This is a genomic window from Paenibacillus zeisoli (assembly GCF_003994465.1).
Lineage (GTDB): Bacteria > Bacillota > Bacilli > Paenibacillales > Paenibacillaceae > Fontibacillus > Fontibacillus zeisoli.
In genome coordinates, this window is record NZ_RZNX01000002.1 from 190,434 (window position 1) to 210,527 (window position 20,094).

Sequence of the window (20,094 nt, forward strand, 5' to 3'; positions counted from 1 at the left end):
CTCATAGTTTATCGGCAGCTTGCTTGATATTTTTGACAAACAAAATAAGAACCCGTCTATTAGGACAGGTTCTCTAGCAACATTAGTCAGCCATTCGGTACCCTACTCCACGTACTGTGGCGATATAGGTCGGGTTGGAAGCCCGGTCGCCCAGCTTGCGGCGCAGGCTCTTGATATGGACGTCTACCACGTTGCTTCCGCCAAGGAATGAGGTATCCCATATATCACTTAACAAATCCTCACGGGACAGGACCGCCCCGTCGCTGAGCAGAAGCTTCACCAGCAGATCGTATTCCGTCTTGGTGAGCTCAATTCGTGCACCGCTGCGGTAGACGGACATCTTCTTGCGGTCGATCCACAGATCCTTGTAGATTGCCGGCGATGTACCGCTCAGGAGCAGAGAAGCAGGAGCTTTCTTGCTGCTGTTCCGGATAATCCGCTGCGCATGATATAGAACCTCTTGGGTTCTTGCTGGCCATACCAGCAGCTCCTGCTGGCGAAGCCGGTCATCCATGCGGGGAAGCATGGACTCCTTGATCAGCAGAAGGGTAGGAATATCCTCCGTGTGCTGTGTCATTAAGGTCTTCAGGGCAGCCTCATCCTCCTGTTCACGGTAGGCTGTGAGGTCCAGAATAAGCAGATCCGCAGACTGGGCATTTCGGATCCCCTGCTCCAGATGATGGAATACCATCACGTCGAAGCAGCCCTCAGACAGATCGCGCACCAGTTCGTGGAGGCCTCTTGGAAGCGGGCTGACAACGATGACCCGCTGGGTAACCGGACAGAAATCCGGCTGTAAGGCTTGTTCAGCTTCTTTCACTTCTTCTGTCGGCATTGTCCGCACACCCCCCCAAATACGACATGTGCGTGATGGACGTCATACCCGGTCTCCCTAGCTACGTCAGCACTCCACGCCTCCGGAATTTGGGTCATCACTTCATCTACACGCCCGCACACTTCGCAAAGAATATGCTGATGATCGTCCAGCTTGGCATCATAACGGCTGGCAGCCTCCCCCAGCTTAAGCTCCCGGATCATTTCCTTGTCAGTCAAATATCTAAGTGAATTATATACGGTACCGTAGGCAAAATTATGACCCAGCTCTACCAGGCGATTCATAACCTCGGCTGCCGTAGGATGGTCATTTGAATTCCGGACGACCTCATATACAGCACGGCGCTGTGTTGTCAGGTTTAATGATTTCATACTTACTCATTCCCTTGATTGTATTTAGAATAAGTATAAATATAAATAGCGAGGATGTCAATGGATCCATCCATCATGGCTGAATGACCGCCAGCTTATTCTCACATAATACAGATATATAGCTGTATTAGCGGCCCAAATCCGAAGTCACAGGCAGGGCAAATTATCCGGGAGGTCTGGTCCTCATGTTGAGAAAGTATGCTGTGGTTGCTGTCATGTGGGTGCTCTCGCTTGGCATGATGCTATTGATGGATATGATTGTGGGGCAGCATTGGCAGGACACGCTGAGTAATGTGAAATATCAACTGATTACAGGGGCAGAGAAACTAATAGCTGTCTTGCTTCTTGCAGGCTGGCTTGTTCCTGATCTCATCAAAGTAATTATGAACATGCGAAAAAAACGTTCCCGCTAATCTTCCGAAGTCTTGCCCCGGGTGGGCTCGGCCTCCGATCCCGGGTCAGGGACTGCCTGATCCTTACCGGAGCCCCGCTTAGAACCCGCAAGCTGCGCATCCTGCGTATCCTCCGGCTGTTCCGCTTCAGCTCCCTGTGTATCCTCCTGCTGTCCCGCATCAGACCCCTTCGTACCCTGCGCCTGCTTCGCATCAGACCCCTGCGCTCCCTGCGGCTGTCCCGCATCAGACCCCTGCGTACCCTGCGCCTGGTTCGCATCAGACCCCTGCGTACCCTGCGCCTGGTTCGCATCAGACCCCTGCGTATCCTCCGGCTGCTTCGCTTCAGCTCCCTCCGCTCCATGCGGCTCTGCGGAGCTTTGGAGTTGGCCTCCACTGGAGGCTGCTTTCTTCTTGGAAGCTGTACGCCATTTGTATATCCATCCTGCAATGTATAGGATTAGAGGAATGACTACAAAGAAGAACGGGTCGATCCGGTACAGGATTTCAGCACCCTCCTCCAGATGCTCAGGCAGACTTTTCGCCACTACTAAAGAAATGAGCAGAACTAATAGAGCCATCGGATAGATCAGCTTGCGATAAGCTATTTTGAATAAATCGGCCGTTCCGATCAGAGCAACATAGAAGTATATTCCAACCTTAAAAAAGTCATCTATGATCAAGGTCATGACGATAAGAATATCGTTACGCTGAATGAAATCAGATATCGAAGCCTTGCTGATTGTCGTCATTAAGGGCAGCGGGGAACGCTGAACCATATCTACTCCCAGCACCGCCACATTAATCATTGAGGTGTAGCTTAGAATAATCCCGGACACCAGAATGGCTATATAACCAGCCTTCACCCCCGTCTTTGCATTCCCCAAGTAGGGCAGGAGCATAGAAAAGCAAATAATCTCACTGAACGGAAATGCATAACTTTGCCTATAAAACGTCTCAAGTACGGGACCAATCCCTCTTCCCAGAATCGGAAAAATCCGTTCCATTTCAATAACCCCGGACAAGATAAGCAGTATAGAGCTGAAGCTCCCAATGAGAATGACAACAACGGCAAATATAATCGCCGTTCGGGCAAGCACCTCAATCCCCTTATGGATCACATAAGCCACTGACATAATCATTAATCCATTTACAACAATCAACGGAGTCTGCTTAAGTGCTGTTGATAGCATTAAGGCCCCCCCGTCTCGCAGATCGCGGCCTGTCTGGTAGACAAAGAACACGATAAATACTACCCCAACGACCCAGCCCAGATACTTTCCAAATAATATTTGGGTATATACGGTCGGGAGCATTCCCGGAAACAATCTGTATAGAAAAGCAAATACCCCGAAGAGAAGCAGACCATAGCCCATCCCAAGCAGGATGGAGATCCAGGCATCTCTTCCGGCCCTCATGCCCAAATTGACCACGAGCGAGGTTCCCATCTGAAACAGGAGCATCAGCGCGAAGAGCTGGAAGGAGGTTATGCGGTTCTTTTCCATTCGGCTACTCCTCCTCCTTGGTGTTTTGGCTGCGGTAAGAACGGTCTCTCATACCCGAGTAACGAATCACGGTTTGGACATTGTACTCTACATCTAGGTGAGCAAAAACATCTGACCAGCGGGATTTAAGGGAGTTCCAGGCTTTTGGATTTGCCCGTTCAACCACGGAGCCAAAGCCGAACACATCGCTTTTGATCCGCTTGGCCTCTTCTACAGCAGATTGCATCTCTTGCTTGATCACCTTGTCTAGCTCCTGTTTGAGCTGGTCCAATACAGCATTCTTTCTAACATCCAGATCACAATTCAGTTCTTTGATGGAGGCTTGCGGCCTAACGGAGATCTTAATTACCGGATGCTCCGGATCTTTGAGTTCAGCTTTCACTTGGGTCCGCGAACGGATAACTTCATACGCTACAAACCCTTTGGCATCCGCGCATCCGGTTACCATGGCCGTTTGTTGTATTTTGTCACTGATCCAGATGAGTCCCCGGCTTTGGTGAGGGTTCATCCAGGTCACCAATTTATCTCCAGCGAAGATGCCTACCCCCTCCAGCTGAAGTATGCCAGGTGTATTGATCTGCTCAATGTTCGATTTGGTAGGTGCAGTCTGGAGATCACCTTCAACTTTGACACCATTAATGATTGGACCCCCGCCCGGGATTTGCAGGGCACGAATGACATCGTCAATTTCAACCCGGTAATTGTCGCCCAGCAGCCTGGACGATGCCTGCGATTTCTGGGCCAGGTCACTGGACGGAATTTTCCCAATCTGCGTCATGACTTTCACGATATCTGAGGCCATTTGTCCCTTGGCCAGATAGACCTGGGAGGTTGTCCTGATCTGGGCGTCACGCTCCATATAATCCAGCACATCCTGAATTCCATCTCTCGCAAGCTCTTCAGAGAAAATAAGTGCGTTGATATGCCCAAGGGAGAGATATCTCGGAACTTTACGTGAGGCTTCCCGGACCGCTTCAAATACAGTTCTCCCCTCCCCATCGTAAACGGCCACCGGAGCGCCGCCCCGGCTGTACTTTCCGGAGATTTCATCAGCAATAATGACCTGAAGGGATACCTTATACTTCGGCTTGTCTCCCTGCTGGATATCAATGGCCATCCCCGAGACTACTGCCCGCCTATTTAGCTCAATGCTGTCCCAGCAACCGGAGAGTAACAGCACTACGGCTCCCAGCATAAGAAGCCCAACCCATCTTCTGATCATGATGTCTGATTTCCTTCCTCACTGGATTTGGAAGAATTCGAGTCCTCATCCTCTGGCAGCTTATGAAAAGCCTTGCCCCACCTGCCTGGCTTCCCGCCAATTTGACTACCCAGGGGCTCGACCTGAAGTTTATTCTCTGCCTTTCGCTCCTCAGTTGGGGTAAGCGGCTGATTCTCATATTGAACAGAGCTTTGTCCGGAATTTTGAGAACCCTGAACTGAGCTTTGTTCCGGACTTTGGCGTGAACTTTGTCTTTGGCCTGAGTTCTGATCTGAGCTTTGTCCAGGCTGCTGTCCGCCCTGCGGAGAACCCGGGCTCTGAGGTGACCCGCTCTTCCGCAGCGCCCAGAAAGGAAAGATGAGAACCGTATCCTTCTGGCTCGACAGCACGAATGGACTAAACGGAGTCAGATACGGCATGCCAAAGGAACGCAGGCTGTTCAAATGAGCAACCAGGACAATAAGCCCCAGCGTAATTCCGTAGAAACCGAACATCCCCGCAAGAATCATGAAGAAAAAGCGGATCAGCCGCCCGGCGATGGACAGATTGTAGGCAGGTATAGCAAAGCTCGCAATCCCTGTGAGCGCAACTACGATAACCATAACGGGTGTGATAATTCCGGCCTCCACCACCGCCTGTCCAAGAATCAGGGCACCTACAATGGATACAGTCTGGCCGATCGCCCTGGGCATACGGACGCCGGCTTCGCGAAGAATTTCAAAGGCCGTCTCCATCAATACCGCCTCTACAAACGCCGGAAAAGGTACCCCTTCGCGCTGGGCCATCAGGCTGATCAGCATTTGTGTCGGAATCATTTCATAGTGAAAGGTAGTGAGTGCAATATAGACTGCCGGCCCGAGAATGAGCACAATAAAACTCAAATAGCGAACAAATCTCATTAGGATACTAATGTCAAAACGCTGGGAATAATCCTCAGCTGAATGGAAGAACTGGGGTAAAGCCGCAGGCATAATTAATACAAATGGTGTACCGTCTACAAATAACACTATTCTGCCTTCCAGCAGATTTCCGGCCGCTACATCCGGCCGCTCTGAATTAAAGATCGTCGGAAATGGAGTGAACGTATGATCCTGAATAAATTCCTCAATATAGGCCGACTCCAGGATAGATTCTGTATCGATGCTCTGCAGCCTGCGGCGCACTTCATCCACCAGCCGCTTCTCGGCGATGTTCTGAATGTACATCATCGACACACGGGTATTGGTGAAGTTCCCGATCTTCATGTTCTCGAGCCGGACATCCGGGGATTTAATTCTCCGTCTGACCAGCGATACATTCGTGACTACAGATTCCACGAAGCTGTCCTTGGGACCGCGAACGACCAATTGAGAGGTCGGCTCAGAAACCGAGCGGGCCTCTCCTCCCTGAGTACCCACGGAGATCACTTTCTCACACCCATCCAGTACAATGACTGAGTTACCCGACAGAATCGACAAGAGCATGTCTTTCCACTCCGTAATGACCTGGACTTCTCCGGAAGTGATGGTCCTGTGTAATAGAAACTGGATCCACCCTTCCGCATCATTGCGATCAGGCTCCTCATCGACAGTATCCAGCAAAGACTCGGTAACAAATTCACTCACCATATTGTGGTCAACGAGCCCATTCATGTAGACCAATGCAGCTTGCTTGGCAGTCTCCTTGCCCACCACCAGTCTGCGGATCAGGACATCAGAGCTGTCCCCGAAATCCTGCCTTATCCGCTTCAGTACCTGATCCAGTTCACCTGAGGCAGGGAAGCTCACCTCGGAGGAACTATCGTTACTTTTTGGCTGTGCCTGCTCCGCTGTATAGCTGCGGATGCTTCGTCCGCCCCGTCTGGATGTCCTGCTGCGATTCATGGAGTCCTGTTCCTTTCATACTCTTTAATTCCATTATTTACTTCAAGCCTCCTTAATATACGAGTAGGAAGAAGGACCACAGGCCGTCCCCCTATGCAGACGGATCGGAATTGGAACTGCCAACTGCCTCCCGCTTTGGGGGACATCCGTTTCTAATGTGTGAGAAATGGTAATAATTGATAACAAGTTATTTCCATATTGATGAGGAGGCTTAAACTATTCATGAACAGTTCCGTTCCACCGCACAGTGATCTCCCCCGATTCCCGGAGTCACTCTGGAGAAGTACAACAGACCTTCCCACTTTCGATAAGTTAAGAGAGACAATATATACCGACGTGGCGGTAATCGGGGCGGGGATTTCAGGGATTACCACAGCTTACCTTCTTGCCAAAGAAGGAGTCCGGGTAACCCTGGTCGAGATGAACCGGGTGCTCGAAGGCACAACCGGTTATACAACTGCCAAGATTACAACACAGCATGGTTTGATCTATGACAAATTGCTTCATCATTTTGGTGAAGAGCAGGCCAGACTTTATCACGATGCCAATCATGAAGCTATGGAGTTCATCTGGCGAACCGTTGGCGAACATGGTATTGATTGTGATCTTGAGAAACAGGATGCCTATCTGTACGCCGATTCGGACGAATCCCTCAAGCAGCTTCAGAAGGAATGGTCCGCTTATGAGAAGCTGGGGCTGCCTGGAGAATGGACAGAGTCGATACCTATCCCCCTTGTAGTTCAAGGGGCTATCAAGATGCCGGATCAGGCCCAGTTCCACCCGCTTCATTATTTGCGCACCATGCTGGATTACATCTTGAACCACGGCGGTACGATCTATGAGCAGACCACGCTGAGCGGCGAGCTGGAGCAGAAGGAGGACGGAGTTCTCCATCTGAAAACCTCGGACGGGTATACACTTAAATGTAATCAAGTGGTTGCTGCTACCCATTTCCCTTTCTATGATGGCGGCGGACTGTTCTTCTCCCGTCTCCATGCAGAAAGATCCTACGTGGTGGCGATCGAGCCGGAGACTTCGTATGCGGGCGGCATGTATATAAATGCCGGATCTCCAAGCAGATCCCTGCGTTCAGCCAAGCTGGATGGACGCGACGTCATTCTGGTCGGTGGAGAGAACCACAAGACAGGGCAAGGACTGTGTACGATCAAATATTATGAGAATTTGGAACTGTTCGGAGGAGAACTGCTTGGAGCCAAGCGGATTCCTTACCGCTGGTCTGCACAGGATCTGATCACTCTGGATGAGGTACCTTACATCGGACGGCTTAACGACAAGCACCCGAATATCTACGTAGCTACTGGATTCGGCAAATGGGGAATGACGAACGGTACCCTGTCCGCACTCCTTATCCGTGACTTGATTCTGAACCGGGATAACCGGTATGCAGAACTGTTCAGTCCTTCTAGGTTCAAGGCGGATCCCAGCATCAAGAACTTTGTGGTGCAGAACGCGAATGTGGCCAAGGAGCTTATCGCCGGCAAGGTAGATATTATCCACCGCAAGGCGGACGATCTGCAGCCGGATGAGGGAAGTCTGGTCCAGCACCTCGGGAAAAAGGCTGCCGCTTACAAGGATAAGGATGGCAAGCTGTTCATCGTGGATGCCACCTGCACCCATATGGGCTGCGAAGTGAACTGGAATGAGGGTGAGCGGACATGGGACTGCCCATGTCACGGATCCCGGTACGACCATAAGGGTAAGGTTATTGAAGGCCCGGCTACGGAGCCGCTGAAGCCTTATGATTCACAGCAGCATTAGACGGAGTGCGAGGTAGAAAAGACTAACAAAAATGACGTACACACGAACCCGTGTTGTACGTCATTTTATTTTGGTCTGGTTATGCTGCAATTGACTCATCTTCTCATTTGGCAGCCCCGTCTCCATATTTATGATCCCATTGATTCTTCCAGTTTGCATAAGATAGTCCTGTCAGTTCCTCAAGAGTCTTGCCCTCCAGGGAATAGACTGCGCCATTCATCTGATCGGAATGAGGGAAGGAAGATCCTCCGACAACTTTGCCACCTGTCATCATAATGTTCATGTCAGTAGGAAGATCATATTTCTCCGATAGAGGATGATGATCGACAATGAATCCGTAGGTAGTTATTTCACTGCCAAAATACCTCTCCGGCGGCTGCTTCTGAACAGACCAGGTCTGTGCGCACCAAGTCTCACGGAGCAAGGGCTTCTGCAAGCTGTATGTACTCAACTGGCCCCTATAACCTGTAACCTGATAACCCATCGATTTGATAAATGACTCCGCCGCCTTCTCATCCCCACGATAAAGATGCGGCTTATGAACACCATGTCCGAAAGAGCATCCCTCAGAAATAAGAGCAAGTATCAGCACAATTCCCAGCCCTATCCTTCTCACTATTCCCCCTCCTTAATCATACCTGTATAACGTCCCTAATGCCGCCAAAGTTGCAAGCCGCTAAATCTTACGTAATTATTAATTTATAATCAGTATGTTGCATTGTTCAGTAGTGCATGATACTATTTAGCTCAGATACTAATCAATGTTCAGTACTAAGGATTACACCACACATGAAAAAGAGGGGATGTCCCTTGGATATTAGCATCCAATTCAAGAAAGGTGCTCTGGAGCTGTGCGTGCTCGTGCTCATACATGAACGTGACCGCTACGGATATGAGCTAGCCCAATCCGTCTCCGAGCATATTGAAGTCGCCGAGGGCGCTCTATATCCGCTGCTTCGCAGATTGGTCAACGAAGGTTACTGCACTACGTATCTGCAGGAATCTACCGGTGGACCTCCGCGGAAATATTACAAGCTTACATCAACCGGTGAAACCCACATGAAGACACTAGTCACCGAGTGGAAGCAATTCGTATACAGCGTATCGAGATTAATCGAGAGAGGGCCACTATTATGAAAAAACATGAATTTCTTACCCAGCTAAGTGCGCAGCTATCCCAGCTGCCTCCAGAAGAAAGACTGGAACTGCTTGAGGATTATGAAGCCCACTTCGCCTTCGGGAGGCAAAATGGCAAGTCGGAGGAAGAGATCGTAAGCGAGCTTGGCGACCCGCATGAGCTGGCCAAGGAAGCGCTTGGAGAACGGTTCATCACACAAGAGCCTGTGTACTGGTACCATGACTCCAGCAAGGGACAGCCCCATTCGGCAGCTCCCGCTCAGCGGCGGGGCAGAGGTATGACTGCCCAGGTATTCATTCTGATTGGAATGTTCTTCGCGAATATCGTACTCGGTCCGCTGATGATTGCTTTCTGGGCAGTCGTCATCTCCATTATGGCGGCAGCTTTGGCGGGGATCGTAAGTCCTGCACTTCTAGCTCTGGATATGGTATTCCACAGCGTGTCACCGGCCAAATGGTTCGCGAGCATTTTTATGGTCGGCTTCGGAATCCTGCTTGGCGTAGGTTCCAAAGGTCTACTTAAGGGGGCACTCTTAACTACGCGGAAATACCTCAGCTGGAACTACCACCTTGCTAAAGGAGATGCATAATCATGAAAAAATTTATTGCACTAGCTATCCTGCTTATGATCGTTGGAGCCGGAGGTATGGCTGCTAACAAGTTCGCGTTCGGCGATGATCTTCCGGCTTATCATAAGAAGTGGACCTTCAGCGCCGGGGAGCTCAAAGAGCTCATGATCAATAGCAGTTCTGCTTCTATTGAAGCGGAATTCATCCAGAGCCAAGATGGCAGCAATTACGTGGAACTTTCGGGGAACATGAATCAGAATGTAATCAATAAGCTTGGCCATGTAGGCGTGAGTGGAGGAAAACTTGATCTTGACCTGTCTAGCGATAACGAATTCCGGTTCTTAAACGTGAATTTCCAGTCTACCAAGCAGCATATGGTCGTGGCCCTATCTGACCCATCCGAACTGGCCAAGGTCCAGGTTACTATGGACTCATCCGATTTGAATTTCAAGGGAATTCAAGCTGAACAGATTCATATTTCAGGAAGCTCAGGCGTGATCAAGCTGAGTTCAATCAAAGCAAAGAAGTTGCAGGCATCAGTAGAATCGGGCATTATTACAGCGGAGACAGTTCAAGCCGACGTCGAACTCAGTGCTGAATCGGGTAATCTTGAGCTTGATCATTGGGAAGGGAACGGCAGCTTGAAGACAGAATCAGGCAGTATCCGGATTCAAGATCAGAAGTCCACACGGCTTGATCTCGTAGCTGAATCCGGTACGATTGATGTAGAGGCCAACCCGGATTTCAAAGGGTTCTACGACGCGCAAGCAGAATCGGGCATGGTAGATGTTCCTGATTCACCTCGAACAACCACCGATATAATCAAAGCTCGCGTTGATTCGGGCACCATTTCCATCCACGATTAGGGTTAGACGCTATGCTTGAGATCTTACACCTGAGAACATACATAAGAATTGAGCGGCGCCAGCGATAGCGCGGGCGACCATGCAGTGACGGTTGTACCGGGCGACCGTGTAGCGACATTGCGGGCGGGCCGGTGTGCCCGGCAGGCGGGCCGCTGATCGCCAGCAAGAAGAAGGAGGACGCCCCAGTGGCGCCCTCCTTCTTCTTGCTCTAATTATGCGATATCTTGCGCAATAGCTTCTCGGTACGATTGAAGCGAGACATAAATCATCGTCTGCAGCACACTTTGGTCCGCTTCGGTGAGGATCTCTTCTGCATAATGCCAGGCGTTCTCCTCGATTAGCAGCGCAATCTTCTTCCGCTCAAGCTCATCCTCGCACATATCATAACGATCGGAAAGTGCAGCCAGATGAATATCTGCGGAATGTCCCAGCTCATGGGCGAACACAATGCCCAGTACTTCTTCATATCGTTCCAGCGATCCAAAAATATTCAGACACTGCTTCTTAATCTCATCCAGGTACATCGTAATGCAGTGATCGTTCATGCTATATTTACCGCCCACATTCCGGCCGCCAGGGAACCGACCCCGAATGCTGACGGTGACTAGACTGCCCGTTCTCGCCACCAGCTCACCAAAAATTTGCTTCGCTATAGTTCTGTTCAATATACTCCCCTTATTTCTTCGTAATTTAACATTACAAATAGACCTATTAAGACTATTATAATGTAAATCAAAGGGATTTAGAACTATAAACTATCTATTACCCCAAAAAAACATCTATTAAACACCCTGTTTGCGTGTAACCCGTAAATCTTGGTTGTAGTGCTTGAAAACCTTTATGAATACCGCTAAACTAAAGGTACTTATGAATAGCGAGTTGACACGAAGAGGGTTGCAGAAATAGCTGCAGCCCTCTCTTTAGGTTGTGTAAGCCCGGCAGCGCCAAGATTCACCGTTACCCTGAATTGATGAGGAGGACGACATGAAATTCGATGTAACTGACCCTAGAGCCGATGCTTTAAGCACTTCAGACCCCCGCCTTGGGGTACTGATCCGAAGAATTGGAGCCCTCAATATCCGCGTAGAAGATGATCCCTTTGTATCGCTGGTCAGATCGATCATTAGCCAGCAGATCTCCGTTAAGGCAGCGGCAACCATCCGCGGCCGTGTGCTTGAGCTGACGGGGGAATTCACACCCGAAGCCATTCAGCAGCAGGACGATCAGGCGCTGCGGGCAGCGGGTCTGTCCGCCTCCAAAGTCATCTACCTGCGCGATCTATGCAGCCGGGTTCTGTCCGGAGAGCTGGATTTCGCCCTCTTCCCTTCCATGACCAATGAGGAAATCATGAATGCGCTGACGGCTGTGAAGGGAATTGGCAAATGGACGGCTGAAATGTTCCTGATCTTTGCCATGGGTCGGTATGATGTCGTATCCGGCGGGGATGCGGGTCTACAGCGCGCAGCCAAATGGCTCTATGGCCTGGAGGAGCGGAAGGATAAGAAGTATCTGGAGCAGGTGTCCCATCAATGGGCGCCTTACGGAGCCATTGCCGGCCTGTATCTGTGGGAGGCGATCAACTGCGGAGCGGTGGACTCGGCCTCCACGCTTGAGGAATGGATCCAGACTGCCGAACAGTCCAGGCTTGAATAGCCGACCTGGGAACCCAGTCAGGCCTGTAGTAACTTTTTACAAATATAAAACGTTTGAAAGATAAGCATGGAACTTTCACGAAATTTGAGATAACATGGACAATGGACTACTTACGGTAAATCCTGTAATTTTCCATATAATATAGAGTGGGGTTGAAATTAAATTGTTCTCATTATCCGAAGTCAGCCGTCCTGCAAAACGGTTCCTTGCGGTGTGCATCGCTCTGGTGCTCGTTCTCTCCTGTATCATTGTTCTGAGCTATAACAATTACTTTTTGCTCGGTGATCTGGTTAAACGCAACAATGATGACGTAAAGTACATCCACAGCGCCAAGCTGCTGCTCAATCAGGGTATACTTGCCTATAATTCGGGCGAGCAGCCATCTGCTTTCATTATGCCGGGAATGCCGATTCTGCTGGCAGGCGTCATGGCTATTTTTGGACAAGATGATGTTGGTATTAATGCCTTCCGTATTCTTCAATGTGTTATGCAGGCATTCTCCGTCTATTTGATCTTCATTATTGGCCGCCGCGTATTCAATACCCGAATTGCCTTGATCACTGCAGCGATCTGCGTGTTGTATCCGCCGGATTACTTCTCTTCAGGCAGCATCCTGTCCGAAACCACATTCCGTACGATTCAGCTGCTGCTGATCTGTCTGGCTTTTGTCGCCATGGATAAGCGAAAGACGGTCTGGTATATCCTTATCGGTCTGCTCGTTGCGGTGGCTGCTTACTTCAAGCCTCATGCGACCTTGTATCCAGCCATCTTCTTCATTCTATGGTGGAAGCAGCGGACCCCTTGGAAGGACATTGTAAAATATGTAACGGCCATGGCTGCAGTCTACATACTATGCCTTTTGCCTTGGTGGATAAGGAATATGATCACGTTCGACAAATTCATTCTGTTCACCAACTCGGGGGGAAGCCCCTTCCTGCTCGGAACCCGCATTCATGGGGCACTGCCTCCCGCCGGATTCTTCGTAGAGCATCCTGAGTATGATCCGAAGACGGTCTTCCAGGGCGCGGACAGCAGCGCTGTCACCAAAGGGCTCGATATTATCAAATACGGCTTCGTCCATGACCCGTTGAATTATATTTATTGGTATACCTTAGGCAGATGGGTCGAGCTGTATATTCATCCGTTCTACTCCCGGCCTTTCTGGCCGATCACCCGTCCGGTGATGAACGTGCTTCAAATGATTATGATGGCGGTAAGTATGATTGGACTCGTCTGGGCACTGATCAAGCATCCTATGAAGCGGATGCTGCCGCTGCTGCTTACGCTGGCTTATTTTACACTGATCTATCAGCCATTCGTAGCTTTTAACCGTTATGGTTATCCTAATGAAATCATATTGTTCTTGTTCGCGGCTTATCTGATTGACCAATTGATTGTTATGAGACACAAAGAACCATTGCTTAAAGCAAATCAGGGAGGAACAGGCATCCGATGAAGATACTCATCATTATTCCGGCATATAACGAAGAAGGAAGTATTGTGCGGGTTATCCGTGATATTAACAAACATGCGCCAGAAGCGGACATTGTCGTTGTGAACGACGGGTCCACAGACCGTACCGAAGCGCTGGCATTGGAAGCGGGAGCACATGTGCTGACTATGCCTTTTAATGTGGGAATCGGAGGTGGCATGCAGACCGGCTACATGTACGCCCGCAATAACGGCTATGATGTAGCTATCCAGATGGATGCGGACGGTCAGCACCCTGCCGAGGAGCTGCCCAAGCTGATCGCCAAAGCCTCTGATCACGATCTCGTGATCGGTTCCAGGTTCGTGGAAGCCACATCCTACCGGTCGTCGAGTGCTCGCCGGGTCGGCATCATCTTCTTCTCGAAGCTAGTGACCCTGGTAACCCGTCAGAAATTCACGGACACGACCAGCGGCTTCCGCGCAGCGGGACGCAAAGTGATCAATCTGTATTCCAATTATTATCCAATGGATTATCCTGAAGTTGAATCGATCGTATATTTGAAGCGCAGAGGCTGCAAGATTACAGAGGTCTCCACCGAAATGCGTTCCAGAGAGACCGGGAAGTCATCGATTACCCCGATCAAATCCGTCTATTATATGATTAAGGTTACGCTCTCTGTGCTGATGAGTGCGGTCCGTTATGATAAACCGAAAGCCGGTGAGATCGGGTGACTATCTATTTCCTGTCTGTAATTCTATCTTTCTTGTTCCTTGCTATTGTCCTTGAGCTGGTTCGTCACCAGAAGCTGAAGGAGCAGTATTCCCTGCTCTGGATTCTGTTCGGTGTACTCTTGTTCATCATCTCGCTTAACGTGCGGTTCATTGAGACCATTGCTTCCTGGCTTGGTGTCAAATATGCGCCTGCCATGCTGTTCCTGTTCGGTCTGCTCTTCTGCTTCGCCTTCATTCTTCACTTGACGCTGGTTGTGACGAAGCTCTCCAATCAGGTGCTGAGACTGACTCAAGAGCTGACGATCCGCAAAGAAAAGGAGTCCCGACATGGACAAGATGATTAGTTACGCCTACCTGCTCGGCAACATTCTACTGCTGGTTACCGGGCAAATTCTATTCAAGATCGGCCTGCAGAAGAATGGCGGCCTGTCCGGTATGGGACAATGGGCCAAGCTGATCTTCTCGCCGACCATCCTCGGCGGGCTTGCCCTGTACGGCATTGCCACATTACTCTGGTTCGCAGTGCTGAACCGGCTGCCGCTTACGGTGGCCTACCCGATGCAGAGTCTGGCTTATGTCTTCGCCATGGTTGCTGCTTACTTTATCTTCGGTGAAGTGATCACTGTGACCAAGATTGCGGGTGTGGCCGTTATTCTGGTGGGCGTGTATCTGCTGGCGAAATAATAGGTTTTTATGCTATATAGACTGAACAATTGAATTACATTAGAGGCAGCCATGTGAAATGTTCTTCCAATCGCTGTTGTTCCCAGATTTCTTTTATTAAATTTATTAGGTAGAAGTCCGGTCACAAAGAATATGCTTCCGATGCAGCTTTCTTTCAGAAAGCTTGTAGGCGAACGCTTCGCTTCTCCAGAATCATTTCACACTCTTGCCTATGAGTAATTCATAAATTCAACTTATATATTAAAGAACACACAAACAAGGCGCTCCCTTATCCGGGAGCGCCTTGTTTAATGCTGTTGGACGCTATTTTCGCTAATTAGCTACTTACATACCTCGTTCAGCATGCGAGCCGGCACGGTCCTCAGCTGGCACGTGCTTGCCCGGCCAGAAGGCCCAGCGGCCGAGCAGCACGGTAATGGCCGGAACCAGGAACGGCCGTACGATGAAGGTATCCAGCAGCACGCCGACGGCCGTGATGATGCCGAAATGCACGAGCACCTGGATCGGCAGGCTCGCGAGTACCGCGAACGTGCCGGCAAGTATGATGCCGGCTGAGGTAATCACGGAGCCCGTCTCGCTGACACCTTGGCGTATGGCCTCTTTGAGCGGCATATGCTTTCTTTTCTCCCAAATGCTTGAGATCATGAAGATATTGTAGTCTTCACCCAATGCCACCAGGAAGACGAAGGAATAGAGCGGAATCGCACCCTGAATGGCGTCTGCACCCATCCCATAGTGAAGAATAATCCACCCGAGGCCCAGAGCCGAGAAATACGACAGAATGACCGTAAGCACCAGGTATACAGTAGCTACCACAGAGCGTAGATAGAGAAGCAGCAGCAGGGTGATTAGACCAATGACAACAGGAATAATGATGCGCGTATCGCGATCCCCGGTAACCTTGGTGTCATACTGCGTGGCCGTAGCCCCGCTGATCCAGACGGATTGTTCGGGTGCCGGAACGCCTGCTGCCTCAAGGGATTGCTCTGCCGCAAGACGCAGGTCCGGAATACGATCCATTGCTTCCATGGAGTAAGGATTCAGATTGAACTGCACGTCATAGGTAAGAATCTGCGGATTCTCCTTGCCCTTTTGCGGCTCGCCTACCTTATCCACATAATCCAGGGCTTTTAGCTTCTCACCCAGATCCGTCTCTTTGCCTTTCGTATCCACCATTAATTTAACCGGAGCGAGCTCCCCCTTCGAGAACTGCTTACCTATGATATCGAACCCTTCTCTGGAAGCCATGTCCTTTGGAAAAGAGGATAAGATGTCATAAGTAAATTTAATCTGTGACGAGAATGATGCGAGAACGCCGAGTACGAGAACCGTGATGATCATAACGGCCCATGGTCTGCGCACGACCAAGCTGCCAATCCGCATTTTGCCCGGCTTACGCTCTCGAACGGGTCTGCCTTTGGCCCGTGCACGTTCCTGTTCCATTTCCGGTGTACGCGGAATGAACGGCCAGAAGGATACCCGTCCGAAGATGGCTAGGAGAGCCGGCACCAGCGTAAGACTGGCTATGCCCATAATGAGAATGGAAATGCTGAACGGAATTGCAAAACGGTGGTAAGAGCCATATTCAGCCAACAGCAGCGCGAACAGAGACAGTACTACTGTGAACCCGCTCATGGCAATCGCACCGGATGAGCTTGTAATGGCTCCGAGCAGGGCCTTGCTCTTGCTGCCTTCTTCATGAAGCAGCTGGCGGAACCGAGAGATCAGGAACAGGCAGTAATCGGTTCCGGCCCCGAACAGCAGCACGGTCATAATCGATATCGACTGCGAGTCGGCTACGATCCATCCTTTATGGGCCATAATGCCAAGAACGGGGCTGACTACGCCATAAGCAAATCCCACCGCAATAAGCGGAATCAGCGCCAGAATAGGTGAACGATAGATCAGAAGCAGAATGACAAGTACTAGCACCACAGTAGACAAGAGCAGCGAGAAGTCTGCATTCTTGAACAGGCCGGTCGCATCAACCGAGATTCCGACGGGTCCTGTCACCCTGGCCGTCATCTCTCCGCCAGCAGTGTCTGTTACCGCAAAAGGATCGCTGCCGAACTCCCCGGCGGCCTGACTTTTGAACTGATCCAGGCTCTTCTTGAGCTCATCTGTCTCTGCCGACTTACTGAATATAATCGGTGCAGCCAGCGTGCTGCCGTCTTTGGACAACTGCGCCTTTAGAGCAGGCAGCGGTGCTTTATGGAGCGGTACAATGAAAGTCTGCTCCGGGAGCGGCGACTTCTCGGCCTGCTCTGTAAGCTTCTGGATATGGGCCAGATCTTCATCTTTCAGGCCGCCTTCCCTGTGCCATACGATGATGGCCGGCATACCTTCCCCTGTAGGAAATTCACGGCTAGCTACCGCTTCCGCCTGAACAGACGGTTTGCTGTCCGATAAATTCGGAGAATTGTTAATCTCCTCTTTGTTCACTCCCGGCCATATTATGCTAAGAAGCGCGGCCAGGATCACCCATGCTGCCAGAACGATCCATTTGCCGCGCCGACCTGACACCCAGGCACCGAAACTTTTCTTTTGCTGATCCACTCTATTCCCTCCCAATATAATTCAACCAGTTCTACATTCCAACAGTACTAGATCCCAATTCCAAACCACAAATGACCCACCGGTCATTTCCAAGTCATATTATATATACCCACGTCGGGTTTCCGCAACCCCAGAAAAAACAAATTTTTTCTATGCCTCGAGTAACTACACGGAAATACAGCCTTTTCTCCTTATCGGCAACAAATTTAAAGGGATATATTGACAAATCTAAGCACACCGTTTAATGTTGACTTAAAGTTAAGTCAAAAAAAGGAATGAGACACCATGCCGCGATCAAAGGAAGACAACCAGAAAATACGTGAAGAACGAATCAAAGGAATTAGACATGCAACCATTCGTGTATATGCATCCAAAGGATTTTTGGGAACCCAGATGGATGATATTGCGAAGGAGGCTGGCCTCGCGAAAGGGCTGCTGTATTACTACTTTAAGAGCAAGATTGAGCTGTTTCAGTATGTGTTCAACTCTCTTATGGATGAGGCCTTTCAGTTCTCGCAGGCACACACTTCTGAGGAAAGGAATCTGGAGCAATCGCTTGAAGCCTTCATTCATTTCTTCCTCTCCTCAGCCTTCGAGAGGCCAGTATATCCATTGGTCTATAAAATGCTCCCGGAGGATTTAAGCCATGTATTCCCCGACAATGCTCAGGAAATGCAGCAGGCTTTCCACAATCGTTTTAATAGGCCAATGATAGAACGGTTCAGATCCGCTATGGACAGAGGAGAAATTCCGGAGGGGAACCCGATGCTGCAAGCACTCTTGTTCACCAGTGGGGTCCTGACGATTTCTCACCTCATCGCAAGCAGGCCGTCCATTACAGACGGGAAAGATCAAGAACAAGTCATTGAAGAAATGAAGCAGCAATTATTTCACGGAATATTTGGTAGGAGGAATCGAAGTGAGTAAACCTTTAAAAGCAAAAGGCTCCATTGTGGTATTTGCCATGGCCTTAGGACTCTTGATGGCATCGCTGGACAACACGATCGTCTCGGCATGTATCAGCAGTGTTATTCAGGATTTGAGCGGATTTGAATCGATGAGCTGGGTATTTACAGCTTACATGCTGGCCTCGACCAGCACGATGCTGATCTTCGGTAAGCTGTCTGATATCCTAGGCAGGAAGCTATTTTACCTGATCGGCATCGCCTTTTTCCTAATTGGCTCTGCCTTGTGCGGTCAAGCACATACGATGGGTGAACTGATTGCATTCCGTGCGGTTCAGGGAATTGGTTCAGGCGCATTGTTCCCGATCAGCTTCTCCATTATCTACGCCTCATTTCCAGATCAAAAACAAGCGGCTAAGCTTACCGGGGTATTCGCCGGAATATTCGGGATTTCCTCCGTGTTCGGACCGCAGCTGGGCACCTACATTACGACACACCTTAGCTGGCGCTGGTGTTTCTATATCAACGTTCCACTCGGCTTGATCTCGTTCTTGCTCCTGCTGTTCGCTGTCAAGGAATCTAAAGCAGCCAGAAAACCGTCGATCGATTATCTCGGCACCTTTCTGCTTGTGGTCTCCACCATATCCCTGATGCTGGCTCTTAATTGGGGCGGCAAAGACTATGCATGGAACTCATGGCAAGTTCTCGGACTGTTCGCTGTAAGCCTTGTAGGTATCATCCTGTTTATTATTACGGAAAAGAAAGCCAAAGAACCGATCCTGCCGCTGGCCATCTATAAAAACTCTGTGGTCCGCGGAATCAGTATCCTGTCCTTTATTCAGGGCGTGGTTATGTTCTCGGCGATCACTTATATACCTATCTTCTCTGTTGCTGTCTTGGGGCAAGAGAACTCCAACTCTCTTTTGACACCGCTCATGCTTTCCCTCCTGGTAGGTGCCATTGTGGCCGGCGGACTCATGTTCAAGCTTTCTTACCGTGCTTTGCTTGGAGGATCGTCTCTACTAGGCGCCGGAGCGATATATTTCCTTATGACAGCAAGTCATACAGCAAGCTCCTGGTACATGATCTCGATTATGATCGTGATGGGCATCTGCTCCATAGGGCCGCTCATGAGCATTTCCCAAATGGGCATCGCCCAAAATGTAAGTCCAGAATACATCGGCCTATCTTCGTCTCTGGGCGGCTTCTGGCGCAACATCGGCGCGGTCGTTGGAACTTCCATTACAGCTACTGTAGTCAACAACCAATTTAAGTCCATTCTTGAAGGAAAAGCGGCTTCGGCGCACATCCCTTCTGACAAAATAGATGCACTCGCAAATCCGCAGCTGATTATGAATGCCAAAGGTTCTCTCCCTGCACCTTGGATCCATACGCTCCAGGACTCACTGGGAACAGCGATCAATCATGGCTATATTGTAGCGTTCTCGTTCGCGGTACTGGCTATCTTCATTTCGCTTATGATTAAGGGCAAAGCAGCACCTCGCACTGTGGAACCCGATGCGACTGCCAGCCCTTCCACATCCTAATCGCCTCTAGTCGAGTAAAAGCCGACATAGGTTATAAACGCCAAACAG

The 20,094-nt window shown here is 50.0% G+C and carries 20 protein-coding genes; 12 read left to right on the forward strand and 8 right to left on the reverse strand.

Annotated features, from left to right (window positions below):
* Positions 1 to 82 precede the first annotated feature (82 nt).
* Entirely contained in the window at positions 83 to 835 is a 753-nt protein-coding gene (locus EJP77_RS06865) for a winged helix-turn-helix transcriptional regulator (RefSeq protein WP_127198479.1), read from the reverse strand.
* Positions 817 to 1,206, reverse strand: coding sequence for a Fur family transcriptional regulator (locus EJP77_RS06870; RefSeq protein ID WP_127198480.1), 390 nt, complete (start codon positions 1,204 to 1,206; stop codon positions 817 to 819). Before EJP77_RS06870 ends, EJP77_RS06865 begins: the two co-directional genes overlap by 19 nt.
* 185 nt (positions 1,207 to 1,391) lie before the next feature.
* On the opposite strand from EJP77_RS06870, the gene EJP77_RS06875 reads away from it, so the two are divergent.
* Entirely contained in the window at positions 1,392 to 1,619 is a 228-nt protein-coding gene (locus EJP77_RS06875; protein WP_127198481.1) for a YczF family membrane protein, read from the forward strand.
* Here the strand turns inward: EJP77_RS06875 and EJP77_RS06880 are convergent.
* The 3 genes from EJP77_RS06880 to EJP77_RS06890 are packed head-to-tail and all read right to left on the reverse strand — an operon-like array spanning position 1,616 to position 6,187.
* Positions 1,616 to 3,103 carry a GerAB/ArcD/ProY family transporter gene (locus EJP77_RS06880; RefSeq protein ID WP_185897215.1) on the reverse strand — a complete coding sequence of 496 codons (1,488 nt, stop codon included), beginning with the start codon at positions 3,101 to 3,103 and terminating at the stop codon, positions 1,616 to 1,618. The two genes, EJP77_RS06875 and EJP77_RS06880, sit on opposite strands and share 4 nt — an antisense overlap.
* A gap of 4 nt (positions 3,104 to 3,107) precedes the next feature.
* Positions 3,108 to 4,325, reverse strand: a complete 1,218-nt coding sequence (locus tag EJP77_RS06885; protein WP_127198482.1) for a Ger(x)C family spore germination protein — start codon at positions 4,323 to 4,325, stop codon at positions 3,108 to 3,110.
* Positions 4,322 to 6,187, reverse strand: a complete 1,866-nt coding sequence (locus tag EJP77_RS06890) for a spore germination protein (protein WP_127198483.1) — start codon at positions 6,185 to 6,187, stop codon at positions 4,322 to 4,324. The genes EJP77_RS06885 and EJP77_RS06890 overlap by 4 nt, the downstream gene beginning before the upstream one ends.
* A 222-nt stretch (positions 6,188 to 6,409) precedes the next feature.
* Between EJP77_RS06890 and EJP77_RS06895 the strand changes: the two genes are divergently transcribed.
* Positions 6,410 to 7,966 carry an FAD-dependent oxidoreductase gene (locus EJP77_RS06895; protein WP_127198484.1) on the forward strand — a complete coding sequence of 519 codons (1,557 nt, stop codon included), beginning with the start codon at positions 6,410 to 6,412 and terminating at the stop codon, positions 7,964 to 7,966.
* 103 nt (positions 7,967 to 8,069) lie between these two features.
* On the opposite strand, the gene EJP77_RS06900 is transcribed toward EJP77_RS06895, so the two are convergent.
* Entirely contained in the window at positions 8,070 to 8,582 is a 513-nt protein-coding gene (locus EJP77_RS06900; protein WP_127198485.1) for a hypothetical protein, read from the reverse strand.
* 194 nt (positions 8,583 to 8,776) lie between these two features.
* Here EJP77_RS06900 and EJP77_RS06905 point away from each other — a divergent pair, with 194 nt between their 5' ends.
* The 3 genes from EJP77_RS06905 to EJP77_RS06915 are packed head-to-tail and all read left to right on the forward strand — an operon-like array spanning position 8,777 to position 10,538.
* Entirely contained in the window at positions 8,777 to 9,103 is a 327-nt protein-coding gene (locus EJP77_RS06905) for a PadR family transcriptional regulator (RefSeq protein WP_127198486.1), read from the forward strand.
* Positions 9,100 to 9,693, forward strand: a complete 594-nt coding sequence (locus EJP77_RS06910; protein ID WP_127198487.1) for an HAAS signaling domain-containing protein — start codon at positions 9,100 to 9,102, stop codon at positions 9,691 to 9,693. The genes EJP77_RS06905 and EJP77_RS06910 overlap by 4 nt, the downstream gene beginning before the upstream one ends.
* Before the next feature lie 2 nt (positions 9,694 to 9,695).
* The gene (locus tag EJP77_RS06915) at positions 9,696 to 10,538 is read left to right on the forward strand and encodes a DUF4097 family beta strand repeat-containing protein (protein WP_127198488.1); all 843 of its coding nucleotides are present in this window, start codon (positions 9,696 to 9,698) and stop codon (positions 10,536 to 10,538) included.
* A 212-nt stretch (positions 10,539 to 10,750) separates the two neighbouring features.
* On the opposite strand, the gene EJP77_RS06920 is transcribed toward EJP77_RS06915, so the two are convergent.
* Positions 10,751 to 11,203, reverse strand: a complete 453-nt coding sequence (locus EJP77_RS06920; RefSeq protein ID WP_127198489.1) for a hypothetical protein — start codon at positions 11,201 to 11,203, stop codon at positions 10,751 to 10,753.
* A gap of 319 nt (positions 11,204 to 11,522) precedes the next feature.
* Between EJP77_RS06920 and EJP77_RS06925 the strand changes: the two genes are divergently transcribed.
* From EJP77_RS06925 to EJP77_RS06945, 5 genes are all read left to right on the forward strand, one after another.
* Positions 11,523 to 12,191 carry a DNA-3-methyladenine glycosylase family protein gene (locus tag EJP77_RS06925; RefSeq protein WP_127198490.1) on the forward strand — a complete coding sequence of 223 codons (669 nt, stop codon included), beginning with the start codon at positions 11,523 to 11,525 and terminating at the stop codon, positions 12,189 to 12,191.
* Positions 12,192 to 12,354: 163 nt separating this feature from the next.
* Positions 12,355 to 13,647, forward strand: a complete 1,293-nt coding sequence (locus tag EJP77_RS06930; RefSeq protein ID WP_127198491.1) for an ArnT family glycosyltransferase — start codon at positions 12,355 to 12,357, stop codon at positions 13,645 to 13,647.
* Entirely contained in the window at positions 13,644 to 14,354 is a 711-nt protein-coding gene (locus tag EJP77_RS06935; RefSeq protein ID WP_127198492.1) for a glycosyltransferase family 2 protein, read from the forward strand. The genes EJP77_RS06930 and EJP77_RS06935 overlap by 4 nt, the downstream gene beginning before the upstream one ends.
* Positions 14,351 to 14,698, forward strand: a complete 348-nt coding sequence (locus EJP77_RS06940; protein ID WP_127198493.1) for a DUF2304 domain-containing protein — start codon at positions 14,351 to 14,353, stop codon at positions 14,696 to 14,698. Before EJP77_RS06935 ends, EJP77_RS06940 begins: the two co-directional genes overlap by 4 nt.
* Positions 14,682 to 15,038: an EamA family transporter gene (locus EJP77_RS06945; protein ID WP_127198494.1), complete on the forward strand. Its 357-nt coding sequence runs from the start codon at positions 14,682 to 14,684 to the stop codon at positions 15,036 to 15,038. Before EJP77_RS06940 ends, EJP77_RS06945 begins: the two co-directional genes overlap by 17 nt.
* Positions 15,039 to 15,362: 324 nt before the next feature.
* Here the strand turns inward: EJP77_RS06945 and EJP77_RS06950 are convergent, their stop codons facing one another.
* Positions 15,363 to 17,594, reverse strand: a complete 2,232-nt coding sequence (locus EJP77_RS06950) for an MMPL family transporter (protein WP_127198495.1) — start codon at positions 17,592 to 17,594, stop codon at positions 15,363 to 15,365.
* Positions 17,595 to 17,879: 285 nt separating this feature from the next.
* Between EJP77_RS06950 and EJP77_RS06955 the strand changes: the two genes are divergently transcribed.
* On the forward strand, positions 17,880 to 18,521 hold the full coding sequence (locus EJP77_RS06955) for a TetR/AcrR family transcriptional regulator (protein ID WP_127198496.1): 642 nt from the start codon (positions 17,880 to 17,882) through the stop codon (positions 18,519 to 18,521).
* Positions 18,514 to 20,046, forward strand: coding sequence for a DHA2 family efflux MFS transporter permease subunit (locus tag EJP77_RS06960; protein ID WP_246021771.1), 1,533 nt, complete (start codon positions 18,514 to 18,516; stop codon positions 20,044 to 20,046). Before EJP77_RS06955 ends, EJP77_RS06960 begins: the two co-directional genes overlap by 8 nt.
* Positions 20,047 to 20,094: the final 48 nt, after the last annotated feature.